This is a genomic window from Pseudomonas sp. B611, assembly GCF_055407965.1.
The window spans coordinates 288,128-308,320 of record NZ_JBUZST010000005.1 but is presented as its reverse complement, the minus strand read 5'-3'; the positions used below and the strand labels follow the sequence as shown (position 1 = coordinate 308,320).

At 62.0% G+C, this 20,193-nt stretch carries 15 protein-coding genes; 7 read left to right on the top strand and 8 right to left on the bottom strand.

Features of this window, described 5'->3' with window-relative positions; all coding sequences use genetic code 11:
- Positions 1–251: 251 nt before the first annotated feature.
- The 6 genes from ACZRMO_RS14105 (at position 252) to prpD (ending at position 8,721) form a co-directional block, all read left to right on the top strand.
- On the top strand, positions 252–962 hold the full coding sequence (locus ACZRMO_RS14105; protein ID WP_207045930.1) for a GntR family transcriptional regulator: 711 nt from the start codon (positions 252–254) through the stop codon (positions 960–962).
- Positions 962–1,855 carry a methylisocitrate lyase gene (prpB, locus tag ACZRMO_RS14100; RefSeq protein ID WP_017739215.1) on the top strand — a complete coding sequence of 298 codons (894 nt, stop codon included), beginning with the start codon at positions 962–964 and terminating at the stop codon, positions 1,853–1,855. The genes ACZRMO_RS14105 and prpB overlap by 1 nt, the downstream gene beginning before the upstream one ends.
- Positions 1,856–1,895: 40 nt before the next feature.
- A complete protein-coding gene (gene prpC, locus ACZRMO_RS14095) occupies positions 1,896–3,023 on the top strand; it encodes a bifunctional 2-methylcitrate synthase/citrate synthase (protein WP_463973249.1) in 1,128 nt (375 codons plus the stop codon).
- A 199-nt stretch (positions 3,024–3,222) separates the two neighbouring features.
- Positions 3,223–5,817, top strand: coding sequence for a Fe/S-dependent 2-methylisocitrate dehydratase AcnD (gene acnD, locus ACZRMO_RS14090; RefSeq protein WP_463973248.1), 2,595 nt, complete (start codon positions 3,223–3,225; stop codon positions 5,815–5,817).
- 9 nt (positions 5,818–5,826) lie between these two features.
- Positions 5,827–7,017 (top strand): 2-methylaconitate cis-trans isomerase PrpF, encoded by a 1,191-nt coding sequence (gene prpF / locus ACZRMO_RS14085; RefSeq protein ID WP_463973247.1) that lies wholly within the window; start codon positions 5,827–5,829, stop codon positions 7,015–7,017.
- A gap of 219 nt (positions 7,018–7,236) precedes the next feature.
- Complete coding sequence (gene prpD / locus ACZRMO_RS14080; RefSeq protein WP_463973246.1) at positions 7,237–8,721, top strand: 2-methylcitrate dehydratase; 1,485 nt, start codon at positions 7,237–7,239, stop codon at positions 8,719–8,721.
- Positions 8,722–8,871: 150 nt separating this feature from the next.
- On the opposite strand, the gene ACZRMO_RS14075 is transcribed toward prpD, so the two are convergent.
- From ACZRMO_RS14075 to ACZRMO_RS14045, 7 genes are all read right to left on the bottom strand, one after another.
- Complete coding sequence (locus tag ACZRMO_RS14075; protein WP_463973245.1) at positions 8,872–10,194, bottom strand: ABC transporter ATP-binding protein; 1,323 nt, start codon at positions 10,192–10,194, stop codon at positions 8,872–8,874.
- A gap of 15 nt (positions 10,195–10,209) precedes the next feature.
- The gene (locus tag ACZRMO_RS14070; RefSeq protein ID WP_463973244.1) at positions 10,210–11,955 is read right to left on the bottom strand and encodes an ABC transporter permease; all 1,746 of its coding nucleotides are present in this window, start codon (positions 11,953–11,955) and stop codon (positions 10,210–10,212) included.
- 235 nt (positions 11,956–12,190) lie between these two features.
- A complete protein-coding gene (locus ACZRMO_RS14065; protein ID WP_124526660.1) occupies positions 12,191–12,919 on the bottom strand; it encodes an alanyl-tRNA editing protein in 729 nt (242 codons plus the stop codon).
- Between the two features lie 2 nt (positions 12,920–12,921).
- Complete coding sequence (locus tag ACZRMO_RS14060; protein WP_124526659.1) at positions 12,922–13,914, bottom strand: serine O-acetyltransferase; 993 nt, start codon at positions 13,912–13,914, stop codon at positions 12,922–12,924.
- A 37-nt stretch (positions 13,915–13,951) separates the two neighbouring features.
- Positions 13,952–14,866, bottom strand: coding sequence for a PLP-dependent cysteine synthase family protein (locus ACZRMO_RS14055; protein ID WP_463973243.1), 915 nt, complete (start codon positions 14,864–14,866; stop codon positions 13,952–13,954).
- Positions 14,867–14,881: 15 nt separating this feature from the next.
- Positions 14,882–16,744, bottom strand: coding sequence for a molybdopterin-synthase adenylyltransferase MoeB (gene moeB, locus ACZRMO_RS14050; protein WP_463973242.1), 1,863 nt, complete (start codon positions 16,742–16,744; stop codon positions 14,882–14,884).
- Positions 16,745–16,767: 23 nt separating this feature from the next.
- On the bottom strand, positions 16,768–17,661 hold the full coding sequence (locus tag ACZRMO_RS14045) for a DMT family transporter (RefSeq protein ID WP_177325364.1): 894 nt from the start codon (positions 17,659–17,661) through the stop codon (positions 16,768–16,770).
- A 160-nt stretch (positions 17,662–17,821) separates the two neighbouring features.
- On the opposite strand from ACZRMO_RS14045, the gene ACZRMO_RS14040 reads away from it, so the two are divergent.
- Positions 17,822–19,246, top strand: coding sequence for an aminotransferase-like domain-containing protein (locus tag ACZRMO_RS14040; protein WP_124526657.1), 1,425 nt, complete (start codon positions 17,822–17,824; stop codon positions 19,244–19,246).
- A gap of 127 nt (positions 19,247–19,373) precedes the next feature.
- Here the strand turns inward: ACZRMO_RS14040 and ppsR are convergent, their stop codons facing one another.
- On the bottom strand, positions 19,374–20,192 hold the full coding sequence (gene ppsR, locus ACZRMO_RS14035) for a posphoenolpyruvate synthetase regulatory kinase/phosphorylase PpsR (protein ID WP_463973241.1): 819 nt from the start codon (positions 20,190–20,192) through the stop codon (positions 19,374–19,376).
- Position 20,193 lies beyond the last annotated feature (1 nt).

The following is a 20,193-nucleotide window of genomic DNA, read 5'->3' as shown; positions in this document are numbered from 1 at the left end:
GATGTTGAGTTCAAGGCGACTGGCATTACTGCGCAAACTCCCTCGTGCGCCGTTTCATCAGGTGATGTCAGGCAAAAGCGGCGGGCATTCTAACATGATGCTTTTTTGGCGCCAGCGCTGGCAGGCGGCCATGCCCCGTTGGGGTGCGGAAGTGGTTATTAGACGATTGTCGACAATGTGCATTTATTCTTTGACTATCCAGGGCTGATTGGCTAGTTTTTGCCACATTGCTTTTAAAAGGTGTCGACAATATGCTGGATCAAGCGGAAGCCGCGGTGGCGACAACGGACGAGTCCCAGACCATGTCCGAGAACGTCTTCCGCCGTATCCAGGCCGCCATCGTCAAGGGCGAGATCGCCCCCGGCAGCAAGATCTCCGAGCCGGAACTGGCGCGCACCTACGGCATCAGCCGTGGCCCGCTGCGCGAGGCGATCCACCGCCTGGAAGGCCAGCGCCTGCTGGTGCGCGTGCCGCACGTTGGCGCGCGGGTGGTGTCGTTGAGCCACGCCGAGCTGATCGAACTCTATGAAATCCGCGAGTCCCTCGAAGGCATGGCCTGCCGCCTGGCCGCCGAGCGCATGACCGACGCCGAGATCGAAGAACTGCGCCAGGTGCTGCACACCCATGAGCGCGACGAAGCGTTCCAGGCCGGCGTCGGCTATTACCAGCAAGAAGGCGATTTCGACTTTCACTACCGGATCATCCAGGGCGCCGGCAACCGCACCCTCACGCAAATGCTCTGCGGCGAGCTGTATCAGTTGGTGCGCATGTACCGCATCCAGTTCTCCGCCACCCCCAATCGTCCACGCCAGGCCTTTGCCGAGCACCACCGCATTCTGGACGCGATTGCCGATCGCGACGGTGAACTGGCCGAACTGTTGATGCGCCGCCACATCGGCGCATCCAAACGCAACATCGCCCGTCACTTCCCCGACGGCGCAGCCCAATCACGAGGTGAATGATGAGTTCCAATAATAAGAGCACCCCAGGCCAGCGTTTTCGTGACGCCGTCGCCAGTGAACATCCCTTGCAGGTGGTGGGCGCGATCAACGCCAACCATGCGCTGCTGGCCAAGCGCGCGGGCTTCAAGGCGATCTACCTGTCGGGTGGCGGGGTAGCGGCAGGGTCCCTCGGCGTGCCGGACCTGGGCATCACCGGCCTGGATGACGTGCTCACCGACGTGCGCCGCATCACCGACGTCTGCGACCTGCCGCTGCTAGTGGACGTGGACACCGGCTTCGGTTCCTCGGCGTTCAACGTCGCGCGCACCGTCAAGTCGATGATCAAGTTCGGCGCGGCCGCGATCCACATCGAAGACCAGGTCGGCGCCAAGCGCTGTGGCCATCGTCCGAACAAGGAAATCGTGTCCCAGCAGGAAATGGTCGACCGCATCAAGGCCGCCGTGGATGCGCGCACCGATGACAGCTTCGTAATCATGGCGCGCACCGACGCCCTGGCCGTCGAAGGCCTGGAGTCGGCCCTTGAGCGCGCCGCCGCCTGCATCGAAGCCGGCGCCGACATGGTCTTCCCCGAAGCCATCACCGAGTTGGAGATGTACAAGCTGTTCGCCGCCCGGGTGAAAGCGCCGATCCTGGCCAACATCACCGAGTTCGGCGCCACGCCGCTGTACACCACCGAACAATTGAAAGCTGCCGATGTTTCCATCGTGCTGTACCCGCTCTCGGCGTTCCGTGCGATGAACAAGGCCGCCGAAAACGTCTACACCGCGATCCGCCGCGACGGCACCCAACAGAACGTGATCGACACCATGCAAACCCGCATGGAGCTTTACGATCGCATCGACTACCACACCTTCGAGCAGAAGCTCGACGCGCTGTTTGCTGCCAAGAAGTAACAAACGCGCCTCCTTATAAATACAAGATTGGAGAACAGACATGGCTGAAGCAAAAGTACTGAGTGGTGCCGGCCTGCGTGGCCAGGTGGCCGGGCAGACCGCACTGTCCACCGTGGGCCAGGCCGGTGCCGGCTTGACCTATCGCGGCTACGACGTGCGTGAACTGGCCGCCGATGCGCAGTTCGAAGAAGTCGCCTACCTGCTGCTGTACGGCGAGCTGCCAAGCAAAACCGAACTGGCCGCCTACAGCGCCAAGCTGAGCAAGCTGCGCGACCTGCCCCAGGCCCTGAAGGAAGTGCTGGAACGCATCCCCGCCGACGCCCACCCGATGGACGTGATGCGCACCGGCTGCTCGTTCCTCGGCAATATCGAACCGGAAAAAGACTTCAGCGCCCAGCACGACGTGACCGACCGCCTGCTCGCCGCGTTCCCGGCGATCATGTGCTACTGGTACCGCTTCAGCCACGACGGCAAGCGCATCGACTGCGTGACCGACGAGCCAAGCATCGGCGGCCACTTCCTGCACCTGCTGCACGGTAAAAAGCCAAGCGAATTGCACGTCAAGGTGATGAACGTGTCGCTGATCCTCTACGCCGAGCACGAATTCAACGCGTCGACGTTCACCGCCCGCGTGTGCGCCTCGACCTTGTCGGATTTGTACTCCTGCGTCACCGCCGCCATCGGCTCCCTGCGCGGCCCGCTGCACGGCGGTGCCAACGAGGCGGCGATGGAAATGATCGAGCGCTTCTCGTCCGCTGAAGAAGCAGTCGAAGGCACCCTCGGCATGCTGGCGCGCAAGGACAAGATCATGGGCTTCGGCCACGCGATCTACAAAGACAACGACCCGCGCAATGAAGTGATCAAGGGCTGGGCGAAAAAGCTCGCGGACGAAGTGGGCGACAAGGTGTTGTTCCCGGTTTCGGAAGCCATCGACAAGACCATGTGGGAACAGAAAAAACTGTTCCCCAACGCCGACTTCTACCATGCCTCGGCGTACCACTTCATGGGCATCCCGACCAAATTGTTCACGCCGATCTTCGTTTGCTCACGCCTGACCGGCTGGGCGGCACACGTGTTCGAGCAACGCGCCAACAACCGCATCATCCGTCCAAGCGCCGAGTACGTCGGCGTTGAGCAGCGCAAGTTCGTGGCAATCGAACGTCGCTGAGTAAGAAGACCGGCGACCCTGAATTGGAAACCGGATCAAATGTGGGAGCGGGCTTGCTCGCGAAAGCGGTGTCTCAGTCGCAGGTGTGTTGAATGACACACCGCTTTCGCGAGCAAGCCCGCTCCCACACTTGGATCGCATTTCAATTCTGGATAGGCACAGGTCTTCCTTTTGCAACTACCGTGACCGAGTCCTGACGATGAACACTGAACACCGCAAACCGCTCCCCGGCAGCCGCCTGGACTTCTTCGACGCCCGTGCGGCTGTCGAGGCCATCACCCCCGGCGCCTACGCCACCTTGCCGTACACCTCCCGCGTGCTCGCCGAGAACCTCGTGCGTCGCTGCGACCCGGCGACCCTCAATGCGTCCCTGAGCCAGTTGATCGAGCGCAAGCGTGACCTCGACTTCCCGTGGTTCCCGGCCCGCGTGGTGTGCCATGACATCCTTGGCCAGACCGCCCTGGTAGACCTCGCCGGCCTGCGCGATGCCATCGCCCTGCAAGGTGGCGACCCGGCGCAGGTCAACCCGGTGGTGCCGACCCAGTTGATTGTCGACCACTCCCTGGCCGTCGAAGCCGGTGGTTTCGACCCGGACGCCTTCGAGAAGAACCGCGCCATCGAAGACCGCCGCAACGAAGACCGTTTCCACTTTATCGAGTGGACCAAAAAGGCGTTCAAGAACGTCGATGTGATCCCGCCGGGCAACGGCATCATGCACCAGATCAACCTGGAAAAAATGTCGCCGGTGATCCAGGTGCGTGAGGGCGTGGCCTTCCCGGATACCTGCGTCGGCACCGACAGCCACACGCCCCACGTGGATGCGCTGGGCGTGATTGCCATTGGCGTTGGTGGCCTGGAAGCCGAGAGCGTGATGCTCGGCCGCGCTTCGTGGATGCGCCTGCCGGAAAGCGTCGGCGTGGAACTGACCGGCAAGCTGCAACCGGGCATCACCGCCACCGACATGGTGTTGGCGCTGACCGAGTTCCTGCGTAAACAGAAAGTGGTTGGCGCGTGGCTGGAGTTCTTCGGCGAAGGCGCCTCGGCGCTGACCCTGGGCGACCGTGCAACCATCTCCAACATGGCCCCGGAATACGGCGCGACGGCGGCGATGTTCTATATCGACCAGCAAACCATCGCCTACCTGAAACTCACCGGCCGTGAAGACGAACAGGTCACCCTGGTCGAGCAATACGCCCGCCACACCGGCCTATGGGCCGATGACCTCAAGGGCGCGCAATACGAGCGCGGCCTCACGTTTGACCTGTCTAGCGTCGTGCGCAACATGGCTGGCCCGAGCAACCCCCACGCCCGCGTGGCCACCAGCGATTTGGCAGCCAAAGGCATCAGTGGCCAGTGGGACGACGTGCCGGGGCAAATGCCCGACGGCGCGGTGATCATCGCAGCCATCACCAGTTGCACCAACACCAGCAACCCGCGCAACGTGATTGCCGCCGGCCTGTTGGCACGCAATGCGAACAAGCTGGGGCTGGCGCGCAAGCCGTGGGTCAAATCGTCGTTGGCACCGGGTTCGAAAACTGTGGCGATGTACCTCGAAGACGCCGGTCTGGACCATGAGTTGGAGAAACTCGGTTTCGGCGTGGTGGCGTTTGCCTGCACCACCTGCAACGGCATGTCCGGCGCGCTCGATCCGGTGATCCAGCAAGAGATCATCGACCGCGACCTGTACGCCACCGCCGTGCTGTCGGGCAACCGCAACTTCGACGGGCGCATTCACCCGTACGCCAAGCAGGCCTTCCTCGCGTCGCCGCCGTTGGTGGTGGCGTATGCGATTGCCGGCACCATCCGCTTCGACATCGAAAAAGACGTGCTCGGTCTCGACGCCAACGGTAAGGAAATCCGCCTGCAAGATATCTGGCCGAGCGACGAAGAAATCGACGCGGTGGTCAAGGCCTCGGTCAAGCCGGAGCAGTTCCGCCAGGTCTATATTCCGATGTTCGCGATTCACGAAGACACCGGCCCGAAAGTCGCGCCGCTGTACGACTGGCGTCCGCAAAGCACCTATATCCGCCGCCCACCCTACTGGGAAGGCGCGCTGGCCGGGGCGCGTCCGCTCAAGGGCATGCGCCCGCTGGCGGTGCTGCCGGACAACATCACCACGGACCACCTGTCGCCGTCCAACGCGATCATGCTCGACAGCGCCGCCGGCGAATACCTGGCGAAAATGGGCTTGCCGGAAGTGGACTTCAACTCCTACGCGACTCACAGGGGCGACCACCTGACCGCGCAGCGCGCTACGTTTGCCAACCCGAAACTGTTCAACGAAATGGTGATGGAAAACGGCAAGGTCAAGCAGGGTTCCCTGGCGCGGATCGAGCCTGAAGGCCAGGTCACGCGGATGTGGGAAGCCATCGAAACCTATATGGAACGCAAGCAACCGCTGATCATCATTGCCGGCGCCGACTACGGCCAGGGCTCGTCCCGCGACTGGGCGGCCAAGGGCGTACGCCTGGCCGGGGTGGAAGCGATTGCCGCCGAAGGTTTCGAGCGCATCCACCGCACCAACCTGGTGGGCATGGGCGTGTTGCCCCTGGAGTTCCTGCCGGGCACCGACCGCAACACCTTGCAGATCGACGGCAGTGAAACCTATGACGTGATCGGCGCGCGCACCCCGCGGGCGACGCTGACCCTGGTGATCAACCGCAAGAATGGCGAACGTGTCGAAGTGCCGGTGACCTGCCGCCTGGACACCGCCGAAGAAGTGTCGATCTACGAGGCGGGCGGCGTGTTGCAACGTTTTGCCCAGGACTTCCTGGAATCGGCGGCGACGGCCTGAGGGGTAACCATGGCACACGTAGCGCAAATCAAGATCCCCGCCACCTACATGCGTGGCGGCACCAGCAAGGGCGTGTTTTTCAGCCTCACCGACCTGCCCGCTGCGGCGCAGGTGCCGGGGGCCGCGCGGGATGCCCTGCTGCTGCGGGTGATCGGCAGCCCCGATCCCTACGACAAGCAGATCGACGGCATGGGCGGCGCCACGTCCAGCACCAGCAAGACGGTAATCCTGGCCAAGAGCACCCGCGCCGATCACGACGTGGACTACCTGTTCGGCCAAGTCTCCATCGACAAACCGTTTGTGGATTGGAGCGGCAACTGCGGCAACCTGTCGGCGGCGGTGGGTTCGTTCGCCGTCAGCGCGGGGCTGGTCGATCCATCCCGCATCCCCCACAACGGGGTGGCCGTGGTGCGCGTGTGGCAGGCCAATATCGGCAAGACCATCATTGCCCACGTGCCGATCACCGACGGTGCGGTGCAGGAAACCGGTGACTTCGAACTGGACGGCGTGACCTTCCCGGCCGCCGAAGTGCAGTTGGAATTCATGGACCCGGCCGCAGAAGAAGAGGGCGGTGGGGGTTCGATGTTTCCCACCGGCAACCTGGTGGATGACCTCGAAGTACCCGGTGTCGGCACCTTCAAGGCGACGCTGATCAACGCCGGCATCCCGACGATTTTTATCAACGCCGAAGACCTCGGCTACACCGGCACCGAGCTGCAAGGTGCGATCAACAGCGACCCCAAGGCCCTGGCGATGTTCGAAACCGTGCGGGCCTACGGCGCGCTGCGTATGGGCCTGATCAAACACCTGGACGAAGCCGCCCAGCGCCAGCACACACCGAAAGTCGCGTTTGTCGCCAAGCCTGCGGACTACGTGGCCTCCAGCGGCAAGGCGATCAAGGCCGCTGATGTGGATCTGCTGGTGCGCGCGCTGTCCATGGGCAAGCTGCACCACGCGATGATGGGCACGGCGGCGGTGGCGATTGGCACGGCGGCGGCAATTTCCGGGACCTTGGTCAACCTTGCAGCGGGTGGTGTGGAGCGCAATGCCGTGCGCTTCGGGCATCCGTCCGGCACGTTGCGGGTGGGCGCCGAAGCCAGTGAGGTCAACGGTGAGTGGGTGGTGAAGAAGGCCATCATGAGCCGCAGTGCGCGGGTATTGATGGAGGGCTTTGTGCGCATCCCCGGCGACGCCTTTTAGCGACTTGCCCCGACCCAATGTGGGAGCGGGCTTTTGTGGGAGCGGGCTTGCTCGCGAAGGCGGTGGGTCAGTGAAATATGTATCGATTGAAACACCGCTTTCGCGAGCAAGCCCGCTCCCACAGGGGGATCTCTATTCCAAGGCTGGCAACCAGACCGGCCAAAACCCGATTAACCGTGAGCCCGAGGACCAACCCCAACCCATTCTTGGAGTACTGCCATGAGCGCCAACGTCGACCAGAACAATCGCCCCGACTACGACCAGGTCTTGCAGGACATCGCCGACTACGTCCTCAACTACCGAATCGATTCCCCGGCCGCGCTGGACACGGCCCGCAACTGCCTGATGGACACCCTGGGTTGCGGCCTGCTGGCCCTGCGTTTCCCGGAGTGCACCAAGCACCTGGGGCCGATTGTCGAAGGCACGGTGGTACCGTTTGGCGCACGGGTGCCCGGCACTTCGTTCCGGCTCGACCCGGTCAAGGCCGCCTGGGACATCGGCTGCATCGTGCGCTGGCTCGACTACAACGACACCTGGCTCGCCGCTGAATGGGGCCACCCTTCGGATAACCTCGGCGGCATCCTCGCCGTGGCCGACCACCTCTCGCAAAAACGCGTGGCCAACGGCGACGCGCCGCTGACCGTGCGCGCGGTGCTGGACGCGATGATCATGGCCCACGAAATCCAGGGCGTGATTGCGTTGGAAAACTCCTTCAACCGTGTCGGCCTTGACCATGTGTTGTTGGTGAAAGTCGCCTCCACCGCCGTGACCGCCAAGTTGATGGGCGCCAACCGCGAGCAACTGCTGGCCGCCTTGTCCCATGCCTTTGTCGATGGCCAAGCGCTGCGCACCTACCGCCATGCGCCGAATGCCGGCTCGCGCAAATCATGGGCGGCGGGGGATGCTTCGAGTCGGGGCGTGCGCCTGGCCGACATCGCCTTGCGTGGCGAAATGGGCATCCCCGGCGTCTTGAGTGCGTCGCAATGGGGGTTCTACGACGTGCTGTTCAGCCACACCAACAAGGACCTGGCCCTCAAGCCCGAGGACAAGCGCGCGTTCAGCCTGTCCCAACCCTACGGCACCTACGTGATGGAAAACGTGCTGTTCAAGATCAGTTTCCCCGCCGAATTCCACGCGCAAACCGCCTGCGAAGCCGCCGTGACCTTGCACCCGTTGGTCAAGGATCGCCTGCACGAAATCGAGCGCATCGTGATCACCACCCATGAATCGGCGATCCGCATCATCTCCAAGGTCGGCCAACTGGCCAACGCCGCTGACCGCGACCACTGCCTGCAATATATGACCGCCGTGCCACTGGCGTTCGGCAACCTGGTGGCTGAGCAGTACGAGGATGAATTCCACGCCGCGCACCCGATCATCGACGCGCTGCGCGACAAGATGGTCATCGTCGAAGACCCGCGCTACAGCCGTGAATACCTGGAGGCGGACAAGCGCTCCATTGCCAATGCGGTGCAGGTGTTTTTCACGGACGGCTCCAGCACTGAGCAAGTGGCGGTGGAATACCCGATCGGGCATCGGCGCCGTCGGGTGGAGGGCATTCCGTTGCTGGAAGACAAGTTCAAGGCCAACCTGGCCACGCGCTTTACGGCGCAGCGCAGCGGGGAGATTTTTGCGTTGTGCAAGGATCAGGCGAAGCTTGAGGCCACGCCCGTCAATCGGTTTATGGACCTGTTCGTAATCTGAAAACCGCCCGAGATCTGAAGTGAATGGAGGCCAATGTGGGAGCGGGCTTGCTCGCGAAGACGGAGTGTCAGTCGCTACATGTGCTGGCTGAAACACCGCCTTCGCGAGCAAGCCCGCTCCCACATTTAGAGCAGCGCCAGTCTCAGCTAACTACATGCTGCCTTCGACGTCTTCCAGGCTGAATGTCTCAGTGTGGTCGTCGTAGGAGAAAATCTCCGCATACCGCCCCCACGCCACCACGCTTTCCAGGGTTTTTTCCACGAACGCCTCGGTCATCGAGTCTTCCAGCTCCTGCTCGAAACGCACCCGTGGCGCGCGGTGGCCGCTGCGTTCGAGCAGCACTTGGTGAATGCGCGCAGCCAACGGCACGTGCTGGATCAGGTGCTCGGCGAACAGCGTCTTGCGTTCCTGGGTGCCATAGTCGGCAAACAACTTGCCGGCGTCGGTGAGGGTGATGTCGGCGCCCTTGAGTTCGGCGAAGCCCAGATGCTCCAGCATTTCCGCCACGGGAAACAGGTCGTCGACTTCCAGCAGGCGCCGCTCGGCCACGGTGGGCAAACCGGCGTGGCCGTTGTAGGGCTCGGCGGCGAGGGTTTCGATCAGGCCGGCCATCAGGTTGGTGGAGACTTCCGGCAGCAGGCTGCTCATTTTCAACTCGGGCTTGCCGGCGCTGGCATCGGCGCTGCGCCGGTCGGTCATCAGCGCGTAGATGTCATCGACCATTTGCCGGAAGGCCGGGTCCAGGCGGTTGCGCGGGTGTGCAAACGGCACCTTGATCTCGGCGACCACACGGCCGGGGTTGGAGGACAGCACCAGGATGCGGTCGCACATCAGCACCGCTTCTTCGATGTTGTGGGTCACGATCAGGATCGACTTGATCGGCAGTTGCTTGCCGCTCCACAGGTCCAGCAAGTCGGTGCGCAGGGTTTCGGCGGTGAGCACGTCGAGGGCGGAGAAGGGTTCGTCCATCAGCAGCAGGGTCGGGTTGACCACCAGGCCACGGGCAAACCCGACGCGCTGGCGCATGCCACCGGACAACTCGCGGGGGTAGGCGTTTTCAAAACCGTCCAGGCCGATCAGGTCGATGGCGGCCAGGGCGCGCCGGCGGGTTTCCTTACGTTCGACCTGCAAGGCTTGCAGGCCCGCTTCGACGTTTTCCAGCACCGTCAGCCAGGGGAACAGGGCGAAGGTCTGGAACACCATGGCCACGCCCTCGGCCGGGCCGGTCAGCGGCACGCCGTGGTAATGCACCTCGCCCGACGATGGCTGGATCAGCCCGGCAATGATGCGCAGCAGGGTCGATTTGCCGGAGCCGGAGCGGCCGAGCATGCCGACGATCTCGCCTTCGTGCAGGCTCAGGTCGACGCCGCTGAGCACTTGCAGCTCATCTTTGCCTTTGCCGAACACCCGGTTCACGTCTTTCAGCGAATAGATTTGCGGGGTGTTGGTGGTGTGTTCGGTAGTGGTAGTCATCTGGGTGAATCCCCCTCAATTCAGACGCAGTTTGTTTTCCGCCAGGGCGTACATCGGGCGCCAGACTGCGCGGTTGAAGGCCACCACAAAGATCGACATCACCACCACGCCCAGGGCGATCTTCGGGAAATCGCCGGCAGCGGTGGTTTGCGCGATGTAGGCGCCGAGGCCGTGGGCGACCACGTTGTCCTGGCCCCAGGACACGTATTCGGAGACGATGCTGGCGTTCCATGCACCGCCCGAGGCGGTAATCGCGCCGGTGACGTAGTAGGGGAAAATCCCCGGCAGCATCACCTTGCGCCACCACAACCAGCCGCGAATGCGAAAGTTGGCGGCGGCCTCCTTGTAGTCATTGGGAAACGCACTGGCACCGGCCACCACGTTGAACAGGATGTACCACTGGGTGCCGAGCACGATCAGTGGGCTGAGCCAGATGTCCGGGTTGAGGTGGTAGTGCAGTATCACGATGACAAACACCGGGAACAACAGGTTCGCCGGGAACGCCGCGAGGAACTGCGCCACGGGCTGGATCTTTTGCGCCAAGCGCGGGCGCAGGCCGATCATCACCCCCAGCGGCACCCAGATCAGCGAGGCAATCAGGATCAAGCCCGTCACCCGCAGCAGGGTGATCAAGCCGAGCACGAACACATGGCCGACCTCGGCGAAGGTCACTTCGGTGCCGACGTACATCACGATGTGGTACAGCGCGTAGGTGGTCAGCACGGCAATCAACGCGCCCCACACCCAGTCGATCACCTTGGAGGCTGCCGGTGATTCTGTTGGCAACGCCTTGAGCGCACCACCGGCCAGGCTGAAACGCTTATTGCCGATTCGGCTGATGGTGCGGGTGATGGGGCGCAGGATGCGCTGGACCATGCGCGTGCGCTGGATCAGGTTCAACACCCAGGATTGCGGCGCGGCGCCCTGGGAGGCAGTGGTTTCCATGCGGAATTTGTCGGCCCAGGCCACCAACGGGCGGAACAGGAACTGGTCGTAGATCAGGATCACCGCGATCATCGCCAGGATCACGTAGCCCACGGCATGCAGGTCTTTCTGCGCGATGGCCAGGGCCAGGTACGAACCCACGCCGGGCAAGGTGATGGTCTTGTCGCCGACGGTGATGGCTTCGGAGGCGACCACAAAAAACCAGCCACCGGACATGCTCATCATCATGTTCCACACCAGGCCGGGCATGGCAAAGGGCACATCGAGCTTCCAGAAGCGTTGCCAGCCGGAGAGCCGCAGGTTGGTGGACACTTCCACCAGGTCATGGGGCAGCATGCGCAGCGACTGGTAGAAGCTGAACGTCATGTTCCAGGCCTGGCTGGTGAAGATCGCAAAGATCGCCGCAAACTCGGCGCCGAGTACACGGCCGGGAAACAGCAGCAGGAAGAAGGTCACCGTAAAGGAGATGTAACCGAGCACCGGCACCGATTGCAGGATGTCGAGCACCGGTACCAGGAGTTTTTCGGCGCGTCGGCTTTTTGCCGCCAGGGTGCCGTAGAGGAAGGTGAACACCAGCGCCGCCACCATCGCCGCGAGCATGCGCAGGGTGGTGCGCATGGCGTATTCCGGCAGGTTGGCCGGGTCGAGGGAGATGACCTCGCTCTGCAACGTGTCGATGGGCGCCCAGGTTTCCCGTGCGGTGATGGAAAAAAACAGCAGAAAGCCGATCACCAGCGGCAGGGCGACCAGGTCCCAGCGATTGGGCAGCAAGCGCAATGTGGAGGCTGGTATGTAGTGACGGAGCACTTTATTCATAGGCAGTCATTCCTGCTGCGTTCAGGTTCAGGGGCGGCGCTGGGTGAGCTTGGCTTCTGTACGAAAAACCTCCGAGAACGGGCGGGCGCGCTTTCTCGGAGATCCAAGTAGCAGCGCATCAGGACGATGGCTGCTGGTGGGATGATACGTTTCTGAATGTTACAAGCGGATAAATTTCCTGTCAGTTCGCTGTACGAAAAGCGCCTGGGGCATTGGCTCCCTTGCCGCTTGAGGGTTATTCAAAACGCAGGATGACGCGGCGGTTGTGCTTGCTCTTCTTCTCGATCTTTTCGCAAAACACCCGGCCGATTTCCTCGGTGTTGATCACATGGGTGCCGCCGCACGGCTGGATATCCACCCCGGCAATTTCAATGATGCGCACCGAGCCTTGCACCACCGGCGGCGCAACCGCCTGGGTGCGGGTGATTTGCAGCAGGGTCGAATACTCCGAGGCGGGCATCGACAGGGCCTTCACCGTGTGGGCCTGGGCGATCAGCGCGTTCAGGTCGCGGGTGATGCTGTCCTTGTCGAGGGTCATTTCCGGCAGGTCGAAATCCAGGCGACCTTTGTCGGCACTGATGCTGCAACCGGTCACGGGGGCGTCGATGATCGAGCACAACAGGTGCAGGCAGGTGTGCATCTTCATGTGCTGGTAGCGCCTTTCCCAATCGAGACCGGCGTCAACCTGCACGCCAGAGGTCAATTGTTCGGGACAGTGTTCCACCTGGTGCCAGATGATCGAGCGCAGCACCGGGTCGCGCACGGTGCCGACGACCTCGACCCGCGTACCGTCGGCCAGGGTGAAGTGGCCGGTGTCGCCCGGCTGCCCGCCGCCCGTGGGATAGAACAGCGTGTGCTCCAGGGCGATGCCGTGTTCGCTGACGGCGATGACCCGAGCGCTGAACGCATTCTGGTAGGGCGCGCTGTCGAACAGCGCCAGGGTTTCCATGGTGTGCACGGACATGTTCAACCTCCGACGTTCAAAGGGCTGGTTTGCAACAGGTGACGCACCATTGCACTCAAGCCGGGTGGGGAAAGCAGGGTGATCTCAAACTCCGGGCCGCAGACTTTCAGGTTCAGTGGCAGGCGCGGCAGGTGGCTATCGGCTTCAATACGGTGCAGGCGAAATTGCAGGTGGTGACGCTCTTTCACCGTCGGCTCCAGCATCAGGCCCTGCAAGGGGTGAAAGTCGGCGTCCAGCACCGTGACCTTGTGGTTGGCGTTGATCTCGCCGACCACGTGCAGACGCTCGTCGAGGGCGAAGGCACCCAGGTAATTGCTGTGTTCGGACTCGTCGTTTTTTTGCAGCTGCACCTGGTTGACCACCTTGACCTTGGTGCCTGGGGGCACGTCCTGGGTGATCACGCAGGACGGGCTGATGAACACGTTGTCGCCGATCAGCACATAGCCCAGCACGCGCGCGCCGGAGCCGACTTCGACATTGTTGCCCAGGCGCGGGTGGCGCTTGCCGTCCGGGTTGTTGGCGATGCCACGGGCACCGAGGGTCACGCCGCAGAGGATGTAGCAGTCGTTGCCGATCTCGCAGGTTTCGCCGATCACCGTGCCGTAGCCGTGGTCGAGCACAAAGCGCCGGCCGATACGTGCTGCCGGGTGGATCTCGGCACCGGAGAGGATCTTGCCCTGGTTGCTGAGCTTGAGGGCAATGCGCGAGAACACACCGTTGACCTGGTCGGGGAAGTTCCACACCAGGTGTGCCAGGCGGTAGAACAGCACCGCCTTGAACGAGGCGTAGGACTCCAGGATCAGCTCACCCCGGCCCCGCGACGCCGGGTCACGGTAGGCGTAGGCGATCAAGTCTTCGGCCACGGCCTGGGCGGCGTTCTGCACCAATGGCGCCAGGTGCGGTTCCAGCTGCTTCATCTGCGTCGGCGTCAGGGTCTTGATGAGGTGGGTGAGCAACTCATCGTGCAGCTGTTGCATGTCTATAAAGCCCCCCATGGAGGCACCCCCGCATTCTGGATGGTTGGGAAACCGCTTATTCGAAACTGGGCAGGTAACTGTCGGCATTGTCGTAGACCATGGTCAGTACCACTGTTTCGGTGGGCAGCTCCGGTGCGAGCTTGGCAATGGCCACCATGTTGGCGGCCGAGGACAGGCCCAGGCTGATGGCATCCGTGCGCATGATGCGTTTCATCATGTCGATACACTCCTGGCGCGACACCTTGAGCATGCCGTCCAGCACATCCAGGTTGAGGATGCTGGGGATCAGGCCGATCGACAGGCCCTGGATATGGTGCGGCGCGTGCTGGTTTTTCAGCAGGTCGCACTCTTCCGGCTCCACACCCATGACGCGCATCGCCGGCCAGGCAGCTTTGAGGGTTTCGCCGATGCCGGTGATGTGGCCACCGGTGCCGATGCCGCTGACGAAGTAGTCCACGCGCCGCTCACCAAAGGCGCGCAGGATCTCCGGCGCGGTGGTGTCGCGGTGGGTTTGCGGGTTGGCGCCATTGCGTTGCTGGTTGAGCATCACGTAGCTGGGGTTTTCCAGTTGCAGTTCCAGGCACTTTTCGCCGTGGGAATTGTTACCGAGGCGACTGTCCGACAGCACCACCTTGGCGCCGTAGAGGCGCAGCAGCTTTTGCTTTTCGGGGCTGTAGTTGTCGGGGATCACCAGCACCACTTTGTAGCCCAGCACGTTGCCCGCCATCACCAGGCCAATGCCGGTGTTGCCGCCGCTGGGCTCGATGATGGTTTGCCCGGCGTCACGGATCAGCACGCCACGGCGCTCGGCGTCGAGGATCATGCCCAGGGCGATGCGCGCCTTGTGGCTGCCGCCGGGGTTGAGGGATTCGAGCTTGGCGTAGACCTCGATGCCGAGGTCTTCGGAAAACTGCGCCAGGCGCACAATCGGCGTATGGCCGATGACGTCGAGAATGGAGTTATGCAGCATCAGTCAGCCCCCGGCTCAATACAAAGGCATATCGGGTTCGACGTCGCGCACCCAATGTTTCATGCCGCCCTGCAGGACTTTGGTGTTGGCGAAGCCGGCCGCCAGCAGGGTGTTGGCCGCTTGCTCGGCGCGGGTGCCGGCATAACAGATCAGGTAGTGGGTGTTGTCGCGGCTGAGGCTGTCGAGTTGCCCATCCAGTTCGGCCAGGGGGATGTGCACCACGCCCGGCAATTTGCACACTTCCAGCTCGCTGGCGTCGCGCACGTCCAGCAGTACATCGGCGCTGCGCGGGTGTTCGAGCAGTTGCTTGAGCACGCGCGGCTTGATGTAGCGCTCTGCGGCCAGTGACGGTGTGCCGGGCACGGCGTCGGCGCAGACCGCCGGGGCCTGGGTTGCGCTGTGGCGCAGGTCCGAGCAGCACGGGCAGTCGGCGCGGCGCTTGAAGCGGATCTCGCTGAATTTCATCGCCAGCGCATCGAAGCGCATCAGGCGACCGGACAAGGGTTCGCCGATGCCGATCAGCAACTTGATCGCCTCGGTGGCCTGGATCATCCCGACCACACCGGGCAGCACGCCGATCACGCCACCGGCGCTGCAATTGGGCGCCAGCTCAGCGGGCGGTGCCTGGGGAAACAGGCAGCGGTAGCACGGCCCGCCTTTATAGTTGAGCACGCTGATCTGCCCGTCGAACCGGTAGATGGCGCCGTACACCAAGGGTTTGCCCAGTTGGACGCAGGCGTCGTTGACCAGGTAGCGGGTATCGAAATTGTCGGTGCCGTCGATCACCAGGTCGTAGGCGCCCACCAGCTCCAGGGCGTTGTCGGCATTCAGGGCGGTGTCGTGGGCGTTGATCTGGATATGGCGGTTGAGGTCTTGCAGGCGCTGCTTGGCAGATTCGACCTTGGGCATGCCCAAGGTGCTGTTGCCGTGGACGATCTGGCGTTGCAGGTTGCTGCTTTCCACCACGTCGAAATCCACCAGCCCAAGGGTGCCGATGCCGGCCGCCGCCAGGTAGAGGCTGATGGGCGAGCCCAGGCCACCGGTGCCGATGATCAACACCTTGGCTTTCTTCAGGTTCAATTGGCCTTCGCGGCCGACGCCCGGCAGGGTGATATGGCGCACGTAACGTTGTACTTCTTCATTGCTCAACGTCTGCACATCCATGCCGCCGGACGTGGCGAGCAACACTTCGATCCTGGCTTTCCCTGGGAGTGGATCGTCGGCGCCGATCAGCTCTTCCTCGGCGGTAAACAGGAAGTGTTCCTTGAGCTGGTTGTTCTTTTCGTGGAACAGATGCGGGCGCAACTGCGGGTGGCTGTTGCAGAGGTTTTCAATGACTTCGCGCAATGTCGATCCGGTGCCCTCAAGGGTCGATTCTGGCAGCTTGGCCACGCGAACCAGAATGTCGGGGAAAGAGACAGCGTTCATGGACAACTCCGTGTGCAGGTCGTTGAAAGGGTTAAGGGCGAAATGCTTGCCATCCCAGGCAAACAGCTTTGAACACAGGGCCTGGCCCTGGCGAACATCGACCACCAGGTAACTCACGGGGAAGATCGGTTCGCCCATGAACAGCGCCTTGTCCTGGTCTTCGTCACTGAAGTAGGCGCCGACGTCGGGGTGGGAGTGGTAGATCACCACCACCGGGTTATCGCTGCGCAAGGCCTTGTTCAGCAGCAGGGTATCGGCCACCGAGAAGGTGTAGCCGTTGGCGGCAGTGCGCGGGTAGATCTCGGGGTTCTTGAGGTGCAGCTCGTTCTGGATATTGCTGCCCAGGTGCACACTGCCGTCGGCGAAGACGAAACCACAGCATTCCTCAGGATAGCTGCGGCTGGCGTGGGCGTAGATCTGTTCCAGGGCGTAGGGGCGGAGGACGTCCATGTTTCTCTCGCGTTTGTTTAGGGTCATTTTTTCTTGGCCAGGAGTTTTTCAACCGGCAACTTGGTGATCGCAAAACCGGCCAGCAGGATGGCCGAGTAGAGCATCAGGTCGCGGGAAATCGCCACGCCTTCGTACCAGGCGCCGATGATCACCGCGAACACCGGGAAGATGATGAACACGAACGACAGGATGATCGGGCTCAGGCGCTTGAGCAGCATGAAGTACACGATGAAGCCACCGACCGAGGCGACCAGGCCGAGGTAGAACAGCGCACTCCAGGAGCGCAGCGTGATGCTGTCGAAGCTGGGGGTTTCAAACCACAGCCCGGCCACGAACAACATCAGCCCGGCAATGCCGATGGGCAGGGTGTTGTAGGTGATCACGCTGATGGCGCTGCCTTTTTGCTTGGTAATGACGTAGCACAAGGCGTGCATGATCGCGGCGGTCAGAATCGCCAGTACCCCGAAGAACTCGGCGTGGTCCAGGTGCAGGCCCTGGCTCTTGATGATCATGTAGAGGCTGCCGAAACCGATACCGATGCCGACCACCTGGGAGAAGTAGATGCGTTCGCGCAGGAACAGCGCGGAGAAAATCAGGATGAACACCGGCATGCAACTGAACAGCAGGGCGGTCAGGCCGGACGACACATGCATCTCGCCGTAGTTGAGCAGGTAATAGGGAACGCTGAAGTAGGAAAGGGTCACAAACACAAAGAACCAGCGGCTTTCCCGGGGGAACAGGATCGGCTCGCGGCGCACCATGGCAAAACACAGGAACAGCGGGAAGGCGATCAGGAAGCGCAGGCCCGCGGACGTCAGCGGCGGTACGCTCTCTACGGCGATCTTGATCCCCAGCCAGGTGGTGCCCCAGCTCAGGCACACGATGAGAAACATCAGGCTGGTGACCAGGCCGGCCAACCACTGTTTCTGGGATTTGGTTTTTTCAGCGTTTTCGAGAACGGCGGACATTGGCATCGTTTATTGCTTCCCTGAGCCGGAATTGAACTCTATATTGAACTTGTAATGAGTTATTAAATTCGGCGATTGAACCCGTAAAAGCACACTATTAGGGCGAAAGATGGCTGTCAAAACAAATATTGACATGGTGTCAATTATGCGTGAGGGGTTGTCCAGCGGGCAGGGCGTGAAGTACAAGCGCCTGTCCGATGTCATGGAACGGGGCATCCTCGAAGGGCTGATTGAACCAGGACGAAAGCTACCGCCCCATCGGGTGCTTTCCGACAATCTTGGGGTGACCATCGGCACCATCAGCCGGGCCTACGGCGAACTGGAACGCCTGGGGCTGGTCGTGGCGCGGGTGGGTGACGGTACGTTCGTGCGCAAGCGTGGGATGGAGCGCCAGCGTGATGAAGGCTTTCGTAACTTCAGCGAAGAGCCGCGCCAATACTTCGACATGAGCCGCAACATGCATATCCCCGGGCAGGAGACGACATTCCTCGCCCAGAGCCTGCAAACTCTCGCGACCAGCGCCAAGTTCCTCCAGGACATCAGTGCGTACACGCCGGATGCCGGCCTGCCGCGTTACCGCGAAGCCGGCGCGCAATGGCTGGTGCAGCGTGACTTCCATCCGATTCCCGAGCAGGTCATCTGCGTCAATGGCGGCCAGCATGGTTTGCTCTGCGCGATGATGGCGTTGTTGCGCGCTGGCGATACGGTGGTCACCGAACAATTGACGTACCCGGGGTTGATCACCGCAGCACGCATGCTTGGCGTGCGCTTGATCGGCCTGGAGATGGACGAGGAGGGCGTGCTCCCGGGGGCCTTGGATGAAGTCTGTCGTAATCACCGGGTTTCGGCGTTGTATTGCACGCCGACCATTCAGAACCCGACGACGGCAGTCCTGTCGATTTCGCGCCGGGAGGCGTTGGCCAGGGTGTGTCGGGAACACAACCTTCTCATTCTCGAAGACGAAGCCCACGGCGTGTTGGTGGAAGATCGCCCGCCGCCCCTCAGTTATTTCGCTCCCGAGCGTACGATCTTGATCAGCAGTCTGAGCAAGGCGGTGTCTGCGGGGCTGCGGGTGGGGTATGTGCATGCGCCGCCGGCGCTGGTCAGCCGCATTTCGGCGGCGCTGCGCTCAACCTGCTGGATGGCCACGCCGGTCACGCTGGAACTGGCGACGCAGTGGATTGAAAACGGCACGGCGGAGTACCTGTTGCGTCAGCAGATCCACGAGATCAGCCGCCGCAAAACCCTGGTCGAGGGGTTGTTGGCCGGGCTTGAGTACCGCACGCACCTCAACAGCCCGCACTTCTGGATCGAAGTCCCGGAACCCTGGCGCGCGTCGGAAATCGAGGCGGAGCTTAAGCAGAATAATTACCTGATCGCCACGGCCGAGGCGTTTGCCGTGGGGCAGACGGCGGTGCCGCAGTTTATTCGGGCGAGTGTCTGCAATACATCGGGGGATGATCAGCTGTTGTTGGCGGGGTTTGATGCGTTGGCGACGGCGCTGGGGCAGGGTGGGGGGCGGTTTCAGTTGTAGGCAGGGTTACCGCGTTATCGTTCATCGCAGGCAAGCCAGCTCCCACAGTTAACCGAGTTCCAGCTTTGGAATGCAGTCAAGTGTGGGAGCGGGCTTGCCCGCGAAGAGGCCAGCCCAGACAACACAATTACTTGAACCGCCGCTCCACACCCTTCTCCACCAAAATCTTCGCGGAAATCTCTTCCACCGAAAAGTGCGTGGAATTGATATGCGCAATATTCTCGCGACGGAACAGATTTTCTACTTCGCGCACTTCGAACTCGCACTGCGCATAGCTGGAGTAACGGCTATTGGGCTTGCGCTCGTTGCGGATCGAGGTCAGGCGGTCCGGGTCGATGGTCAGGCCGAACAGTTTGTGCCGGTGTGAACGCAAGGCCGCAGGCAGCGTCAGGTGCTCCATGTCGTCCTCGGTCAGCGGGTAGTTGGCCGCGCGGATGCCGAATTGCATGGCCATGTACAGGCAGGTTGGGGTCTTGCCGCAGCGGGACACGCCCACCAGGATCAGGTCGGCCTTGTCGTAGTAGTGCGTGCGGGCGCCGTCATCGTTGTCGAGGGCGAAGTTCACCGCCTCGATACGCTCCATATAGTTGGAGTTGTGCCCAATGGAATGGGACTTTCCTACCGAGTATGAGGAGTGTTCACTCAGCTCTTGTTCGAGTGGCGCGAGGAAGGTGGAGAAGATGTCGATCATGAAACCATTCGAAGTCGCAAGGATCTCACGAATGTCCTGATTGACAATGGTGTCGAAAATGATCGGCCGAAAGCCGTCTTTTTCAGCCGCCAGATTGATTTGTTGTACCATGGCCCGCGCTTTATCCACGCTGTCGATATACGGCCGCGTGAATTTGGCGAAGGTATTGTTTTCGAACTGCGCCAACAGGCTTTGACCCAATGTTTCGGCGGTGATGCCGGTGCCGTCGGAGATAAAGAAAGCAGATCGTTTCATT

Coding starts and splice junctions, on each gene's coding strand:
- ACZRMO_RS14060 (WP_124526659.1), bottom strand. CDS start 13,914: ATGGGGGGCTTTATAGACATGCAACAGCTGCACGATGAGTTGCTCACC.
- ACZRMO_RS14065 (WP_124526660.1), bottom strand. CDS start 12,919: ATGTCCGTGCACACCATGGAAACCCTGGCGCTGTTCGACAGCGCGCCC.
- ACZRMO_RS14105 (WP_207045930.1), top strand. CDS start 252: ATGCTGGATCAAGCGGAAGCCGCGGTGGCGACAACGGACGAGTCCCAG.
- prpC (WP_463973249.1), top strand. CDS start 1,896: ATGGCTGAAGCAAAAGTACTGAGTGGTGCCGGCCTGCGTGGCCAGGTG.
- moeB (WP_463973242.1), bottom strand. CDS start 16,744: ATGGACGTCCTCCGCCCCTACGCCCTGGAACAGATCTACGCCCACGCC.
- ACZRMO_RS14040 (WP_124526657.1), top strand. CDS start 17,822: ATGGCTGTCAAAACAAATATTGACATGGTGTCAATTATGCGTGAGGGG.
- prpD (WP_463973246.1), top strand. CDS start 7,237: ATGAGCGCCAACGTCGACCAGAACAATCGCCCCGACTACGACCAGGTC.
- ppsR (WP_463973241.1), bottom strand. CDS start 20,192: ATGAAACGATCTGCTTTCTTTATCTCCGACGGCACCGGCATCACCGCC.
- prpF (WP_463973247.1), top strand. CDS start 5,827: ATGGCACACGTAGCGCAAATCAAGATCCCCGCCACCTACATGCGTGGC.
- ACZRMO_RS14075 (WP_463973245.1), bottom strand. CDS start 10,194: ATGACTACCACTACCGAACACACCACCAACACCCCGCAAATCTATTCG.
- acnD (WP_463973248.1), top strand. CDS start 3,223: ATGAACACTGAACACCGCAAACCGCTCCCCGGCAGCCGCCTGGACTTC.
- ACZRMO_RS14055 (WP_463973243.1), bottom strand. CDS start 14,866: ATGCTGCATAACTCCATTCTCGACGTCATCGGCCATACGCCGATTGTG.
- prpB (WP_017739215.1), top strand. CDS start 962: ATGAGTTCCAATAATAAGAGCACCCCAGGCCAGCGTTTTCGTGACGCC.
- ACZRMO_RS14070 (WP_463973244.1), bottom strand. CDS start 11,955: ATGAATAAAGTGCTCCGTCACTACATACCAGCCTCCACATTGCGCTTG.